The 15,051-nt window shown below is 66.4% G+C and carries 15 protein-coding genes; 12 read left to right on the top strand and 3 right to left on the bottom strand.

What is annotated here, in order from left to right:
- Window positions 1-127 precede the first annotated feature (127 nt).
- The 6 genes from rsmD to ABGA94_RS13175 all read left to right on the top strand — a co-directional run bounded on the left by rsmD (window position 128) and on the right by ABGA94_RS13175 (window position 4,940).
- Window positions 128-706: a 16S rRNA (guanine(966)-N(2))-methyltransferase RsmD gene (rsmD, locus tag ABGA94_RS13200; RefSeq protein ID WP_005416144.1), complete on the top strand. Its 579-nt coding sequence runs from the start codon at window positions 128-130 to the stop codon at window positions 704-706.
- A 26-nt stretch (window positions 707-732) separates the two neighbouring features.
- Window positions 733-1,242: a pantetheine-phosphate adenylyltransferase gene (coaD, locus tag ABGA94_RS13195; RefSeq protein WP_139726975.1), complete on the top strand. Its 510-nt coding sequence runs from the start codon at window positions 733-735 to the stop codon at window positions 1,240-1,242.
- 59 nt (window positions 1,243-1,301) lie between these two features.
- Window positions 1,302-1,793, top strand: a complete 492-nt coding sequence (locus ABGA94_RS13190; RefSeq protein WP_005409092.1) for a hypothetical protein — start codon at window positions 1,302-1,304, stop codon at window positions 1,791-1,793.
- A gap of 132 nt (window positions 1,794-1,925) precedes the next feature.
- Window positions 1,926-2,207 (top strand): YfhL family 4Fe-4S dicluster ferredoxin, encoded by a 282-nt coding sequence (locus tag ABGA94_RS13185; RefSeq protein ID WP_004153175.1) that lies wholly within the window; start codon window positions 1,926-1,928, stop codon window positions 2,205-2,207.
- Window positions 2,204-3,934: a gamma-glutamyltransferase gene (ggt, locus tag ABGA94_RS13180; protein ID WP_138953716.1), complete on the top strand. Its 1,731-nt coding sequence runs from the start codon at window positions 2,204-2,206 to the stop codon at window positions 3,932-3,934. The genes ABGA94_RS13185 and ggt overlap by 4 nt, the downstream gene beginning before the upstream one ends.
- Window positions 3,935-4,052: 118 nt before the next feature.
- Window positions 4,053-4,940, top strand: coding sequence for an MBL fold metallo-hydrolase (locus tag ABGA94_RS13175; RefSeq protein WP_005416147.1), 888 nt, complete (start codon window positions 4,053-4,055; stop codon window positions 4,938-4,940).
- 41 nt (window positions 4,941-4,981) lie between these two features.
- Here the strand turns inward: ABGA94_RS13175 and ABGA94_RS13170 are convergent, their stop codons facing one another.
- Both ABGA94_RS13170 and upp read right to left on the bottom strand, forming a co-directional pair.
- A complete protein-coding gene (locus ABGA94_RS13170; RefSeq protein WP_005416148.1) occupies window positions 4,982-5,275 on the bottom strand; it encodes a PsiF family protein in 294 nt (97 codons plus the stop codon).
- Between the two features lie 186 nt (window positions 5,276-5,461).
- Complete coding sequence (upp, locus tag ABGA94_RS13165; protein ID WP_005416149.1) at window positions 5,462-6,094, bottom strand: uracil phosphoribosyltransferase; 633 nt, start codon at window positions 6,092-6,094, stop codon at window positions 5,462-5,464.
- Window positions 6,095-6,311: 217 nt separating this feature from the next.
- On the opposite strand from upp, the gene ABGA94_RS13160 reads away from it, so the two are divergent.
- The 4 genes from ABGA94_RS13160 to ABGA94_RS13145 are packed head-to-tail and all read left to right on the top strand — an operon-like array spanning window position 6,312 to window position 11,929.
- The gene (locus tag ABGA94_RS13160; protein WP_375367495.1) at window positions 6,312-8,825 is read left to right on the top strand and encodes a TonB-dependent receptor; all 2,514 of its coding nucleotides are present in this window, start codon (window positions 6,312-6,314) and stop codon (window positions 8,823-8,825) included.
- A complete protein-coding gene (locus ABGA94_RS13155; protein WP_375367490.1) occupies window positions 8,822-9,940 on the top strand; it encodes a phytase in 1,119 nt (372 codons plus the stop codon). Before ABGA94_RS13160 ends, ABGA94_RS13155 begins: the two co-directional genes overlap by 4 nt.
- A gap of 14 nt (window positions 9,941-9,954) precedes the next feature.
- Window positions 9,955-11,304 carry a metallophosphoesterase family protein gene (locus tag ABGA94_RS13150; RefSeq protein ID WP_240431621.1) on the top strand — a complete coding sequence of 450 codons (1,350 nt, stop codon included), beginning with the start codon at window positions 9,955-9,957 and terminating at the stop codon, window positions 11,302-11,304.
- A gap of 10 nt (window positions 11,305-11,314) precedes the next feature.
- Complete coding sequence (locus ABGA94_RS13145) at window positions 11,315-11,929, top strand: inorganic diphosphatase (protein WP_119706077.1); 615 nt, start codon at window positions 11,315-11,317, stop codon at window positions 11,927-11,929.
- Window positions 11,930-11,948: 19 nt separating this feature from the next.
- On the opposite strand, the gene ABGA94_RS13140 is transcribed toward ABGA94_RS13145, so the two are convergent.
- A complete protein-coding gene (locus ABGA94_RS13140) occupies window positions 11,949-12,533 on the bottom strand; it encodes an SMI1/KNR4 family protein (RefSeq protein ID WP_119706078.1) in 585 nt (194 codons plus the stop codon).
- A 109-nt stretch (window positions 12,534-12,642) separates the two neighbouring features.
- Between ABGA94_RS13140 and ABGA94_RS13135 the strand changes: the two genes are divergently transcribed.
- On the top strand, window positions 12,643-14,058 hold the full coding sequence (locus tag ABGA94_RS13135; RefSeq protein WP_375367488.1) for a cryptochrome/photolyase family protein: 1,416 nt from the start codon (window positions 12,643-12,645) through the stop codon (window positions 14,056-14,058).
- 139 nt (window positions 14,059-14,197) lie between these two features.
- On the top strand, window positions 14,198-14,893 hold the full coding sequence (locus tag ABGA94_RS13130) for an OmpA family lipoprotein (protein WP_005416156.1): 696 nt from the start codon (window positions 14,198-14,200) through the stop codon (window positions 14,891-14,893).
- Window positions 14,894-15,051: the final 158 nt, after the last annotated feature.

The raw sequence follows: 15,051 nt of genomic DNA, 5'->3' as shown, positions 1-15,051 counted from the left end.
CACAGGAAACCAGCTTTTGAAGTTGCTTCGGCCGTTGCTTCGGACTCTGCGGGTGCCGGGCAAAGCCCGGCCGAACTACAATCCCACTCATGCTGAAATTCTTGAATACCTCCCGCCGGGGGCGCCAATGAGCGGCCGTGGGGGCAACGACGGCCAGGTCCGCATCATCGGCGGTCGCTGGCGCAATACCCGCTTGCCGGTGCCGACCCTGCCGGGGCTTCGGCCCAGCAGCGACCGTGTGCGCGAGACCCTGTTCAACTGGCTGATGCCCAAGCTGGGCGGGGCCCGCGTCCTGGACCTGTTCGCAGGCAGCGGCGCATTGGGGCTGGAAGCCGTCTCGCGCGGTGCCGCCCACGCCACCCTGGTCGAGCGCGATGCGCAGCTGGGACGCAACCTGACCGCCGCCGTGGCCAAGCTGCAGGCCAGCGACCAGATCAGCGTCGTGCAGGCAGATGCCCTGCGCTGGCTGCAGGGTGCGCAGGCGCAGCAGGCCGATCTGGTGTTCATTGACCCGCCATTCGCCGATGGCCTGTGGCAGGACGTGCTGGCCCAGCTGCCGCGGCACCTGGCAGCCGATGCCTGGCTGTACCTGGAATCGCCGGCCGGCCACGTGCCGGTGCTGCCGCAGGGCTGGCTGCTGCACCGCGAGGGCGGCACCCGTGAGGTGCGCTTTGCCCTGTACCGCCGTGCCACTGCTACACTTTGACCTCATCTGAACATCTGCTACCGCCCATGACCGTGGCCAACCGCCGCATTGCCGTCTATCCCGGCACGTTCGACCCGATCACCAACGGTCACATCGACCTTGTGAGCCGGGCCGCGCCGCTGTTCGAAAAGGTCGTGGTCGGCGTGGCGCAGAGCCCGTCGAAGGGCCCGGCGCTGCCGCTGGAACAGCGCGTGCAGCTGGCGCGTGGCGCCCTGGCCCACCATGGCAATGTCGAAGTCATCGGCTTCGATACCCTGCTGGCCCATTTCGTACGTTCGGTCCAGGGCGGGGTGCTGCTGCGCGGCCTGCGCGCGGTGTCCGACTTCGAGTACGAGTTCCAGATGGCCAGCATGAACCGCCACCTGATCCCCGAGGTCGAGACCCTGTTCCTGACCCCGGCCGAGCAGCACAGCTTCATTTCGTCCTCGCTGGTCCGCGAGATCGCGCGCCTGGGCGGCGACGTGTCCGGTTTCGTGCCGGCCGCGGTGCTCGAAGCCCTGCGCAAGGTCCGCGAAGCGAAGGCGTCACAGTCGTAAGCCCGCCGTACCTGCACCCCATTACGTACAACACCACGCACCATTCCGGGAGGAAATCCATGAACACCACCATGCGCGCGATGCTGATCGCTTCGTTGGCCCTGGCCTTCACCGCCTGCAAGAAGGAAGAGGCCGCTCCGGTCGACGAGGCCAAGCAGGCCCTGGTCGCCCCGGCCAAGGACGACGATGCAGGCTGGAAGAAGTACCTGCAGGAAGTGGCCATCCAGAACATGGGCAACATCACCAACAGCCCGTTCCTGTATTACCTCTCCCCGGAATCGGACCCGGACTTCCAGGCCAAGTACGAGCGCCAGACCGAGAGCGCGACCCAGGCCGTGGCCCGTGGCGTGCAGCCGGGCAACATGCTGGCCTTCGGTTCGTCGGCCTCGGGCAAGATGGCTGACATGATCCAGGCCGTGTTCAAGGACGTTTCGCCGGATTCGATGAAGGGCGTGCGCGTCGTCTTCATCGGCCAGTCGGCCGACAACGCCCGCGTGCAGGCTGCGATCCAGCCGACCGGTGCCGAGTACATTTTCGTCGAAGCCAAGTAATACCGAGCCATGGCGGCCATGCTCCGGCATGGCCCGGGCGGCGTCCTGCCAGGGCGCCGCTGATGACCTGACCGGCCCGCGCGCCCGCGCTGGCCGGTCCTTTGTCCCAAGGCGCGGGCGAGGAGTATCGCCATGTCGCTGAAAATCAACGAGCTCTGCGTCAACTGCGACGTCTGCGAGCCGGCCTGCCCGAACCAGGCCATAGCGATGGGTGAAACCATCTACGTGATCGACCCTGCGCGCTGCACCGAATGCGTGGGTCATTTCGACGAGCCACAGTGCGTGGTCGTCTGCCCGGTCGAGTGCATCGACCCGGATCCGGAGATCGTGGAAACGGAAGACCAGCTGCTGGCCAAGCTGCGCCAACTGCAGCACGATCACCCCGAACTCTATGCGGAGCCCCCATCCGAATGAAGACGCTGATCGTCCGCCCCCTGTTGCTGCTCGGCCTGCTGCTGAGCCCGGTTGCCTGGGCCGACAGCCCGGCCCGTGCCGAGCGCCCCGATGGCGCGGCCATTGCCAGTGGGCACGCGCTGGCCACCCAGGCCGGCATCGACATCCTGGCGCAGGGCGGCAACGCCTTCGACGCCGCGGTGGCAGTGTCGTCCACGCTGGCGGTGGTCGAGCCGATCAGTTCCGGGCTGGGCGGTGGTGGCTTCTTCCTGCTGCACGACGCGGCCACCGGCAAGGACGTGATGCTGGACGCGCGCGAGACCGCACCGGCCGCCGCTACACCGCAGGCCTTCCTCGACAAGCAGGGCAACCTCGACCGCGACCGCTCGGTCAACGGTGCGTGGTCGGCCGGTATTCCCGGCCTGCCTGCGGCGCTGGTCGAACTGTCGGCCAAGCACGGCAAGCTGCCGCTGTCTGCATCGCTGCAGCCGGCGATCCGCATCGCGCGCGAAGGCTTCCCGGTGTACGACCGCATGGCCAAGGGCTATGCGTCGCGCCGTGAAGTGATGGAGCGCTATCCCGGCACGCGTGAAGTCTATCTGCGCAACGGCAAGCCGATCGCCAGCGGTGACCTGTTCAGGCAGCCGGAGCTGGCGCAGACGCTGGAGCGCCTGGCCGCAGGTGGCTTCGATGGCTTCTACAAGGGCCAGACCGGAAAGCTGCTGCTGGCCGGCGTGAAGCAGGCCGGCGGCAAGTGGACCGCTGAAGAGCTGGCCGGCTACCGCGTGAAGCAGCGCGAGCCGATCGTGTTCAACTACAACGGCTGGAAGATCACCACCGCGCCGCCGCCGTCGTCCGGTGGCATCGCGCTGGCCAGCATGCTGCAGATCCTGGAAGGCTGGGACATCAGGAAGATGGATCCGGCGCACCGTACCCACCTGGTGGTGGAGTCGATGCGCCGCGCCTACCGCGACCGTACGTTCTTCCTCGGCGATCCGGACTTCGTGCAGATCCCGCAGAAGGTGCTGACCAGCAAGGACTACGCACAGGGCCTGCGCGCGACCATCCATCCGGAGAAGGCCACGCCCAGCGACCTGCTGTCGGGCAATCCGACGCCGCTGGAAGACGACGAGACCACGCACTTCTCGATCATCGACCGCGACGGCAACCGCGTCGGCGCCACCCAGACCGTCAACCTGCTGTACGGCTCGGGGCTCATTCCCAAGGGCACCGGCGTGCTGCTGAACAACGAGATGGACGATTTCGCGCTGAAGCCGGGTACGCCCAATGCCTTCGGCGTGATGGGCTACGAGGCCAATGCGCCGAAGCCGGGCAAGCGCATGCTCAGCTCGATGACGCCGACCTTCATGGAAAACAGCGACAAGGTGATCGTGCTGGGCACGCCGGGTGGCAGCCGCATCATCACCATGGTGCTGCTGGGCATCCTCGGCTACGACGCCGGCCTGGACGCGCAGCAGGTTGCCGCGCTGCCGCGCTACCACCACCAGTGGCTGCCGGATCTGATCGAAGCCGAGGACGATGCGTTCGACGCGGCGACGGTGAAGCAGCTGCAGGCGATGGGCCACAGGATCGACCTGCCGGGCAATGTCGCCGCCGGCGGTCGCGGTTCCAGCCACGTGTGGGGCAACCTGCAGACCGTGGAATGGGACCGCAAGGCGAACAAGCTGTTCGGCGGCAGCGACCCGCGCAATCCGGTGGGCAGTGCCCAGGTCGTGCCGGCCCACTGATGTGGCGGTGCCGGCCACTGGCCGGCAATGTGGCAGATCACCAGGACCCCGCCAACCGGCGGGGTTTCCTGTTTCCTTTCTAGCGATTATTTAACAGTCCGGCGCCGATAATCGACGCATGAAACTCTGGTCTATTCGTGGAAACTCGCAGCGCCTGGACGGCGGCGCGATGTTCGGCAACGCGCCGCGTGCGTTGTGGGAAAAATGGGCGGCTCCGGACGAGCTCAATCGCATCGAGCTGGCCTGCCGTGCGCTGCTTGCCAGTCCGCTGGAAGGCAAGACAGTACTGTTTGAAACCGGTATCGGTGCGTTCTTCGACCCGCGCATGCGCGAGCGTTATGGCGTGCAGGAAAGCCAGCACGTGCTGATCGATTCACTGCGCGAAGCGGGTTTCGAGCACGAGGACATCGACGTGGTGGTGCTCAGCCACCTGCACTTCGATCATGCCGGCGGCCTGCTTGCCGCATGGAGCGAAGGGCGTGAGCCCGAACTGCTGTTCCCCAACGCAACCTATGTGGTTGGTGCGCAGCATTGGCAGCGCGCCGTGCGGCCACACCCGCGCGATCGGGCCAGTTTCATTCCTGAGCTGCCCGGCCTGCTGCAGGCCAGTGGCCGCCTGGAAGTAGTGGAGGGGGAGTACTCGAAGGCGCTCGGCCGCAGCGTGCGCTTCAGCTACAGCGATGGGCATACGCCGGGGCTGATGCTGGCCGAGATCGTTGGCCACGCGCATGCCGGTGAAGATGCGCACGGTGGCGTGGTGTTCTGTGCCGACCTCATACCAGGTCGTTCATGGGTGCACGTGCCGATCACCATGGGCTATGACCGCAATGCCGAATTGCTGATCGACGAGAAACGGCAGTTCCTTGAAGACAAGCTGGCGCGCAACGTGCGGCTGTTCTTCACCCACGACCCGCAGGTGGCGCTGGCGCAGCTGGGCCGTGATGACAAGGGACGTTTCGTGACCCTGCACGAACAGGGCGAGCTGAAGGCGCGCGCCCTGGGTTAATGGCAGAGCCGAGCGTGGGCTCGGCTCTACATCACTCGTCGTTACGACGCCTTCAGGCAGCTGCTCATGAAGGTCTTGCGCGCATCGCCGGCCAGCTTCTTCGCGCCCGCGTCAGCGTTGCATTTGCGCATGCGTTCCTGCTGCGTATTGACCGGCTTGGTTTCGGCGGCCTGGCCACTGAGGCAGGAGCTCTGCGCGGTCTTGTAGGCATCCCCCTTCAAGCCCTTGTTCTTGGCCGAGCATTCGGCCATGCGCTGCTGCTGCGGGGTGGTGGCATTGGCAGTCAGGGGCAGGCCGACCAGCAGGACGGCGGCCAGCAGGAAAGAGGCTTTCATCGGGAGCTCCAAGCGGTGGCGGGTGCGCGGAGCATTCGCTTCCGACCGGTAAGGCCACGTGAAGAATCACGCGTCGGCCACACCCGCGTCCACGGGCGTTCACGTGACGCGGCGAAGCGGGCCGGCGAACGGTTGTCGGGTCAGAGCACTCTCCTGCGGAGAGGGATCCGACCACGGTTCGCCGGATCAGCCGACGCGAGTGCCGAAGATGCGGTCACCCGCGTCGCCCAGTCCGGGCAGGATGTAGCCCTTGTCGTTGAGCTGGGCATCGATGGCCGCAGTGTAGATTTCCACGTCCGGATGGACGGCCTTCACTGCTTCGATGCCTTCGGGCGCGGCCACCAGGAAGATGCCCTTGATGCGACGGGCGCCGGCGCGCTTGAGCATGTCGATGGTGGCGATCAGCGTGCCGCCGGTGGCCAGCATCGGGTCGAGGATCAGTGCGTCGCGCTCTTCCAGGCGGCCGGTCAGGCGCTCGAAGTAGGGTACCGGCTGCAGGGTTTCTTCGTCGCGCTGCAGGCCGACCACGCTGACACGGGCGGCCGGAATCAGCGACAGCACGCCGCTGAGCATGCCCAGGCCGGCACGCAGGATCGGCACCACGGTGATCTTGGCGCCGGCAATGCGCTGCACCGTCACCGGGCCGGCCCACCCGGCCAGGGTGTGCGGCTCGGTATCCAGGTCGGCGGTGGCCTCGTAGGCCAGCAGCGTACCCAGCTCGTTGGCCAGTTCGCGGAAATCCTTGGTGCTGAGCGCAGCGTTGCGCATCAGGCCGATCTTGTGCTGCACCAGCGGGTGGCGCACTTCGACGATCTTCATGGTCGGGAAGGGGAATAGGGAGAGAGGCCGCCATTTTGCCGGATTGGCGGGGCGAAGCCCAAACCGGGCCCGGGGCCGCTGTACATGAATTGTGCAGAGGCATGTCACGGCCATGCAACCTTGCGGACATACCGTGCAGACCCATTCTTAACAGGAATGGGGATTCCCAGTGCATATCAAGACTCCGTTGGCCGTTGCCATCACCCTGACCCTGGCGATGGGGGCCGCCGCCCCGCTGCAGGCCGCCGGGCAGCAGGCGGTAGCCGCCACCGGCGCCGTGGCGGCCGACGCGGTCGACCTGGACCGTATCGAGGTGCGCGCCCAGCTCGAATCGCAGATCCGCGCGGTCGACCTCAAGCGCGGCAGCGACGCCATCGAAGACGCGGTGTCCTCCGATGCCCTGGGCCAGTACCCGGACAAGAACGTGGCCGAGTCGCTGCAGCGCCTGCCGGGCATCAGCGTGACCCGTGACCAGGGTGAGGGCCGTTTCGTGGTCATCCGTGGCCTGGACGCCAATCTCAACAGCGTCAGCGTGGATGGCATCGCCGTGGGCACGCCGGAGGATTCCAGCCGTGCCGCGCCGCTGGACGTGATCCCGTCCGATTCCACCGAACGCCTGCGCGTGGTGAAGTCGCCGACCCCGGACATGCCCGGTGATGCCATCGGCGGTGCCGTGCTGGTGGAATCGGCCTCGGCCTTCGACCGCGACGGTCGCAGCCTGCGTGGCAAGATCGAGGGCAGCCACCAGCAGCTGTCCGGGGAGACCAGCCCGAAGGCGGCCTTCAACTACAGCGAAGTGTTCAACGACACCTTCGGCGTGGCGCTGGGCGTGAACTACCAGAAGCGCCGGTTCGAGTCGGACAACACCGAAGTGGAGTACGACGGCGAGGACGATGCCGCCCCCGGTGACGTGACCGCGATCAACCTGCAGCACCGTAAGTACGAGATCGAGCGCAAGCGCATCGGCGCCAACCTCAACCTCGACTGGCGGCCGGACGAAGACAGCAGGTACTACCTGCGCACGCTGTACAGCCAGTTCGACGATGCGGAGACCCGCCAGCGCGTGATCTTCAACTTCGACGACGCGAAGATGGTCAAGACCGGCACCGACCAGTACCGCCTGGATGGCATGCCGAAGGACTCGATCGACAAGCGCATGCGCTACCGCACCAAGAAGGAAAACACCTTCGCGGCCAGCCTGGGCGGCGAGAACAAGTTGACCAACGCCGTGGTTGATTACCGGATCGGCTACACCCGTACCGAAGAGCGCGTGAACGACGAGATGGAGGCGCGTTTCAAGCTCAACGGCAAGGCGTTCAACGGCAGCCTGGACCAGAGCAGCCGGCTGCCCAGCTACAGCTTCGACAACCCGCAGTGGCTGGACAACAGCAATTACGCGTTCGACCGCTTCGTGCTATCGCCCAAGCAGGTGAACGACAAGGAGCACAGCGCGCAGGTCAACGTGCGCTTCGACGGCGACAGCAGCAGCATCAAGTTCGGTCTGCTCGGCCGCTGGCGCGACCGCGACGTGAATGTGGATGAGCGCGAACTGCGCGTCGGCCCGAAGGTGGCGCTGGCGGGCTGGACCACCTCCTCGCCCGAACATCGCCACGGCAACTTCGGCGACGGCATGGATTCGGCGGCGATGCGTGCCTTCTGGGCGGCCAATGGCAGCCAGTACAGCGCCCGCCCGCAGGACGTCGGCGGCAATGCGATGACGTCGCTGGAAGAGGATTACGTGGCCAGCGAAGACATCTTCGCCAGCTACGCCATGGGTACCTGGGACGTGGGCGCGCTGCGCCTCATCGGCGGCGTGCGCGTGGAGAACACCCGCTTCAAGGCGATCGGCAACCAGGTGGACGTGGCCGCCAACGGCCGCAGCTTCACCGTCACCCCGCGCGTGGCCAACAGCAGCTACACCAACGTGCTGCCGGGCCTGCACCTGCGCTATGACGCGGCTGATGACTGGGTGCTGCGCGCCTCGGCCAACAAGACCGTATCGCGCCCGTCCTTCGGCGACGTCTCGCCGCGCGTGGGTTACAGCCGTGGTGACGAGGAAGTGCGCCTGGGTAACCCGGAACTGGATCCGTACGAGTCGAAGAACATCGACCTGTCGTTGGAGAAGTACATCGGCAGCAGCGGCATCGTTTCGCTGGGCCTGTTCCACAAGTCGATCGATGGCTACATCGTCGAAACCGTGCGCACCAATGATCCGGCCTACGGTGGATTCGATGTGACGCAGCCGATCAATGGTCGCAAGGCCACCGTGCGTGGTGCGGAGTTCAACTGGCAGCAGCAGCTGGCCTTCCTGCCGGACGGCCTGGATGGCCTGCTGGTCGGCGCCAGTGGCACCTGGCTGGATACAAAGTTCGATGCCGGCATCAAGGACCGTGCGGGCGAGGACTTCACGCTGCCGCGCGCTTCCAAGCATGTCTACAGCGCACACATCGGCTATGAAAAGTATGGTGTAAGCACGCGCCTGGCGGCCGTGTACCGCAGCGAGTACCTGGACAGCATCGGCAAGGGGCGCGCGTTCGATATCTACGTTGCGCCGAATACCCAGCTCGATTTCTCGCTTGACTACAGGTTCACCCCGCGCGTGAGCGTGTACTTTGAAGCGCAGAACCTGCTGGACAAGCCGTTGGAGCTGTACCAGGGCACCCGTTCGCGCACCCTGCAGCTGGAAGAGTACGGCCGCACCTATGCGCTTGGCCTGAAGGTGGCGCTGTGAGGGGGCGTGGCGTCACCGTCCTGGCCGCCGCGCTGGCGGCTACGCTGGTCGCCGGCTGCACGCCGGCCACCGGCAGCGATCCGGTTGCGGGAGCTGCCGCGCCGGCCGCCGGGGGCGAGCGCGTGGTGACCACCATCGCCGAAGCGTTCCTGTCACCGATGACCCCGGCCGACAACATCGACTCGCCGGCGGCCTGGCGCGCGCCGGACGGCGTACTGTGGCTGATCGCCACTGCCAAGGCCACCGACAAGCTGGTGGTCTACGACGGCAGCACCGGCCAGCACCTGCGTGACGTCGGCAGCAGCGGCACCGCACCGGGGCAGTTCGACCGCCCAAACGGCATCGCGGTGACCGACGACCTGCTGTGGATCGTGGAGCGCGACAATCACCGCGTGCAGGTACTGCGCCTGCCGGACTTCGCGCCGCTGGCGACGTTCGCGGCGGACGACCTGCGCAAGCCTTACGGGCTGTGGGTCGACCGCCGTGCCGATGGCTACAGCGTCTACGTCACTGACTCCTGGGACAACGGCGAGGATGCACAGGGGCGCGACATCCTGCCGCCGCTGGCCGAGCTGGACAAGCGCGTGCGCCAGTATCACGTGACCCGCAATGGTGAGAAGGTCGACGCGAAGCTGGTGGCCAGCATCGGCGATACCACCGAGACTGGTGCGCTGCGCGTGGTCGAGTCGATCTGGGGCGATCCCGAGAACGACCGCCTGCTGATCGCCGAAGAGGACGAGAGCTACGCCAGCGAGTTCAAGGTCTACACCCTCGCGGGCCGCTTCACCGGCACCACCTTCGGCCGCGACGTGTTCAAGGCACAGGCCGAAGGCGTGGCCCTGCGCACCTGCGGCAAGGATGGCTGGTGGATCACCACCGAACAGGGCAAGCAGCGCAGCGTGTTCCATCTGTTCGACCGGCACACGCTGAAGCCGGTCGGCGCGTTCCAGGGCAATACCGTGGCCAACACCGATGGCATCTGGATGATGCAGCAAGCCAGCACGCGCTTCCCGCACGGTGCGCTGTATGCCGTGCATGACGACCAGGGCGTGGTGGCGTTCGACTGGGAGAGCATCGCCAAGCAACTGGCGTTGCCGCTGGAGTGTGGCGCATGAGCCGGCAGCGCGTGATGCGCACGCTGGCCCTGGGCCTGCTGCTGGCGCTGCCGTCGCTGTCGTTCGCGGCGGCTGAACCGAATACCCAGGTGCCGGCAGGTAGCCGCCACTACGCAGCGACGACGGTGCCGGACCGCATCGTCGCCTCGCCGGCGGTCGATCCCAGCCATGGGTTCGCAGTGGCCTGGCGCACCGATGGCAGCGTGCAGGCGCCGCTGCTGGAGATCGCAATGGCCGCAGATTCGCCGGCCATCGAAGGCATCCGCCAGGTTCGTGCGACGACCCGCGCGCTGCAGACCGAGAACGGCCTGTCGCACCACCATCGTGCAGATATCGATGGCCTGCAGCCGGATACCCAGTACGTCTACCGTGTGCAGGGAAACGGCAGTTGGAGTGCATGGAACCAGCTGCGCACGCTGGCTGCCGCCGACCAGCCGCTGACCCTGCTTTACTTCGGCGATACCCAGAACAAGAACGTCAGCCATGTCAGTCGCGTGGTGCGTGCTGCGCAGAAGGCCGCACCGCAGGCACGCATGAGCCTGTTTGCCGGCGACCTGGTCAGCGGCGGCGACAACATGGATGACAGCGAGTGGGGCGAATGGTTTGCCGCCGTCGGCTGGCTGGCGCAGGAAACGTTCGTGGCGCCGGCCATAGGCAATCATGAGTACTTCGAGGAATTCGAGGACACCCCGCAGGAGCGCCGCGTGCTGGGCCGCCACTGGCCGGTCACGTTCGCGTTGCCGGGCAATGGTGCCAGCGCTGCGCAGCAGAGCAGCTACTGGTTCGATGCGCAGGGCGTGCGCGTGGCCGTGGTAGACGGCACATCGGCACTCGACCTCGGCACCGCTACGGCACAGGCACAATGGCTGGACAAGGTGCTGACCGGCAATCCGCAGCCGTGGACCATCGTGTTGCTGCACCAGCCGTTCTACTCGCCGCGCGAAGGGCGCGAGAACGCCGCGTTGCGTGACGCGCTGTTGCCGGTGGTACGCCGCCACAACGTCGATCTGGTGCTGCAGGGCCACGACCACACCTATGGCCGCCGTGGCGAAGGGCAGGCCGCAACGCCGCAGTACGTGGTGACTGTAGCCGGACCGAAACAGTACCGCGTGTCCGATGAAGCGCGCAGGACGATGAACCCAGTGGCCGAAGACACCCAGTTGTTCCAGGTGTTGAACATCGACCCGCAGCGCCTGCGTTATGAAGCGCGCACCGTGACCGGCCGTCTCTACGATGCCTTCGAACTGCGCCGCGATGCCAAGGGGGGGAAACAGCGCATGGAGCTGACCGAAGGCCGCATCACGCAGCGTGGCTGCCCGCGTGCGCAGACTGCCAAGGGCCGCGCCGATCGCTGCTGGGAATGAGGAGATCCAGATGAAAACCGTACGCCGTCTTGTCCCCATGGCTGCCATCGGCGGGGCCCTGCTCCTGCTCGCGACAGCGGTGACCGCTGCCGATACCGTGCTGCATCCGTTCCTGGTGGCCCAACCAAGGGAAGCCCCGCAGGAAGTGAATCTGGCGGTGGAGATTCCGGCCGGCAGCTTCACCAAGTACGAGATCAAGGAAGACGGCCTGGTGCATGTGGACCGCTTCCAGTCGATGCCGGTCGCCTATCCGGCCAACTACGGTTCGATGCCGCGCACGTTGGCTGGCGACAACGATCCGCTGGACGCGCTGGTGCTGACCCGTGAACCCCTGCATCCGGGCGTGATCGTACGCTTCCGGCCGATCGGCTACCTGAAGATGATCGACGGCGGCGAGCATGACGAGAAGATCATCGGCGTACCGACCGACAAGGTTGACCCGACCTACGCCAACATCCGCGACCTGGCCGATCTGCCGGAGATCGAAAGACAGCGCATCGAAGCGTTCTTCCGGGTCTACAAGGACCTGCCGGCCGGGCGCAACCGGGTCCAGCTCAACGGTTGGGGCAACGCCGCCGAGGCGCGGGCGCTGATCAGCGAAACGATGAAGCGCTTCGAAAGGTAGATCCACGCCATGCGTGGATTCAGTCCAGCAACGTCTCGATGAACGATTCGGCCTGCAGGCGGTCGCCCAGTACCCGGGCCACCGCCTGTCCGGCTGCCTCCTGGTGTTCAGCGCGGATGCCGCCATCGTCATCGTCGTTGTAGAGGTCATCGCCGGCATCGAGGTACACCGTGCCCGCTGCAGCCAGAGCCGCCATCAGGGTCGGCACGTCGGCAGTCATTTCGACGGCATCCAGCAGGCCGGCACCGTGATGGCTGAACAGCACACGGCCGTCGTCCAGATCGAGGATGAACGGATCAGCGCTGCGATCGGCAATCACCAGCCAGTTCGAGGGCCAGTCGTTGATCCGTTCGCCGCTGATGCCATGCCATCGATAGCCGGCCTGATGGCTCCACAGGCGTTTCAGCGGCGGTATCCAGACATCAAGGCCGGGAACGGTGATGCCGGCGGTGCCTACCCGGGCATTGATCTCTTCGCCCAGCGGCCCGACCTGCGCGTAGAAGCGTGCCAGTACCGGGGGCAGCGGGAACGGGCCCTGCCAGTCACGCTCGTGCTGGGCGTGCAGCAGCCCGAAGCGGGCGAATGAGGCGTGCAGATCATCCATGTCAGAGTCCAACGGGCAGCGGCCATGCAGCCTAGCAGACGGCGTCTGCGCGCATCGCCTTCACCACCGCTGGCTATCATGGCCGCCTTCCACAAAGAAGGCATTGCCTGTGTCGGTAGCGTTGGTATGGTTCCGTCGTGATCTGCGGCTGCAGGACAATCCGGCCCTGCAGGCCGCGCTGGACGCGGGCCACGATGTGGTGCCGGTCTACGTCCACGCGCCGCACGAGGAGGGCGAGTGGGTGCCGGGTCCTGCCTCCGATGCGTGGCGCCACCGTTCACTGACCGCGCTGGATGCGGACCTGCGCGCGCGCGGCTCGTCGCTGGTGCTGCGCAGTGGTGACAGCCTGCCGGCCCTGCAGTTGCTGATCGAGCAGACCGGCGCCGAGGCGGTGTACTGGAACCGCAAGTACGAGCCGGTTACCCAGCCTCGCGACGCTACCATCAAGCGCACGCTGCGCGAGCAGGGCGTCGACGCGCAGAGCTGCAATGGCAGCCTGTTGTTCGAGCCCTGGGACATCGCCACCCAGCAGGGACAGCCGTACAAGGTGTTCACGCCTTACTGGCGCAACGTGCTCAGTCATTGGCGCCTGCCGGCACTGCAGGCCGCACCGGAGGCACTGGCGCCGCACGCGGTCGACAGCCTCGCACTTGATGATCTCCAGCTTGCACCGACGCTGGATTGGGATACCGGCTTCTGGGAGTACTGGCAGCCGGGTGAAGCCGGTGCGCTGGAGGCGCTGTCGGTGTTCGAGGACGGCGCCTTGCGCGGTTACCGCGAGCAGCGTGACCTGCCGGACCGCGTGGGCACCTCGCGGCTGTCGCCGCACCTGCATTTCGGTGAGATCGCACCCTGGCGCATCGCGCATGCGCTGGAAAGACTGCGCAGTGCCGGCACCGATGCCGACATCGACGGCTATCTGCGGCAACTGGGCTGGCGTGATTTCGCCTACCACCTGTTGCATCACTTTCCGAAGACGCCCACGGACAACCTCAATCCGCGTTTCGACCGCTTCCCCTGGGCGGCACCGACTGCAGCGCAACTGCACGACTGGCAGCGCGGCAACACCGGCGTGCCGATCGTTGATGCCGGACTGCGCGAGCTGTGGCACACCGGCTACATGCATAACCGGGTGCGGATGATCGTGGCCAGCTACCTGTGCAAGCACCTCCGCGCGCACTGGCTGCATGGCGCGCGCTGGTTCTGGGACACCCTCGTCGATGCCGACCTGGCCAACAACACGATGGGCTGGCAATGGGTGGCCGGGACCGGCGCCGATGCCGCGCCGTACTTCCGGGTGTTCAACCCGGTCACCCAGGCCGAGAAGTTCGATCCGCAGGCCCGCTACATCAGCCGCTGGGTGCCCGAGCTGGCGGCACTGCCGGTGAAGGCGCGGTTTGCGCCGTGGCAGCATCCCCTGCTCCTGGCAGCACACGCGCCTGACTATCCACGCACGCCGATGGTGGACCTGGCTGAGGGCCGCGACGCTGCGCTGGCGGCATACCGCCAGTCGGGGGCGGGGTAAAGGGTGACCCGAGCGATCCGGTCAGTTAGCTGAACGCGGCCCTGTCGGCGCACCGGATCATCATCCCGACATCGCATTCGGCTGTTTATCCTCTCTGCGCCCGCAAGCCGCCGGCCGACCGGAAACCAAGGAGAACCTCATGATCCGCAACACCACCCGCAACGTCGCACTGGCCCTGATGAGTGCGGCCGTCCTGTCGGCCTGCGCCACCGGCGGCTCCTATGTGCAGAGTGACCAGTACGGCAACCCGACCGAACAGCAGAACCGGACCGGCCGCAACGCGCTGATCGGTACGGCCATCGGCGTGGCGGCCGGCCTGCTGACCGGCGACAGTGCTACCGAGCGGCGCCAGCACGCGCTGATCGGTGCCGGTATCGGCGCACTCAGCGGTGCCGCCGTCGGCCAGTACCAGGATCGCCAGGAACGTGCACTGCGCGAGCGCACCGCCAACACCGGCATCGATGTGCAGCGCCAGGGCGACAACATCATGCTGAACCTGCCGGACGGCATCACCTTCGACTTCGGCAAGGCGACCCTGAAGCCGCAGTTCTATGGCTCGCTCAACGGCGTGGCCGGTACGCTGCGTGAGTACAACCAGACCATGATCGAGGTGGTTGGCCACACCGACAGCATCGGCAGCGACGCAGTCAACAATCGCCTGTCGAAGGAACGCGCCGACTCGGTCGCGCAGTACCTGATCGGCCAGGGCGTGCAGAGCGTGCGTATCGAAACGCTGGGCGCCGGCAAGGCGTACCCGATTGCCGACAACAGCACCGATGCCGGCCGCGCCAAGAACCGCCGCGTCGAGATTCGCGTGATTCCGCTCAAGCAATAACGCGTAGCGTTACTGCTTGAGCCGGTCCGGCCATCGGCCGGAGCGAAAATGCCGCCCTTGCAGGCGGCATTTTTGTGGGTGCCGAGCGTTGCTCGGCACACCGACAGCGTTCCCGTTCGCGGCTTCTCCGAAGCCTCCACAAAATACGGCTACGCCGC

The sequence above is a fragment of the Stenotrophomonas sp. 3diitr2024 genome, assembly GCF_042136455.1.
Lineage (GTDB): Bacteria > Pseudomonadota > Gammaproteobacteria > Xanthomonadales > Xanthomonadaceae > Stenotrophomonas > Stenotrophomonas sepilia.
The sequence above is the reverse complement of the archived record's forward strand: the minus strand, read 5'-3'. Positions and strand labels throughout refer to the sequence as shown.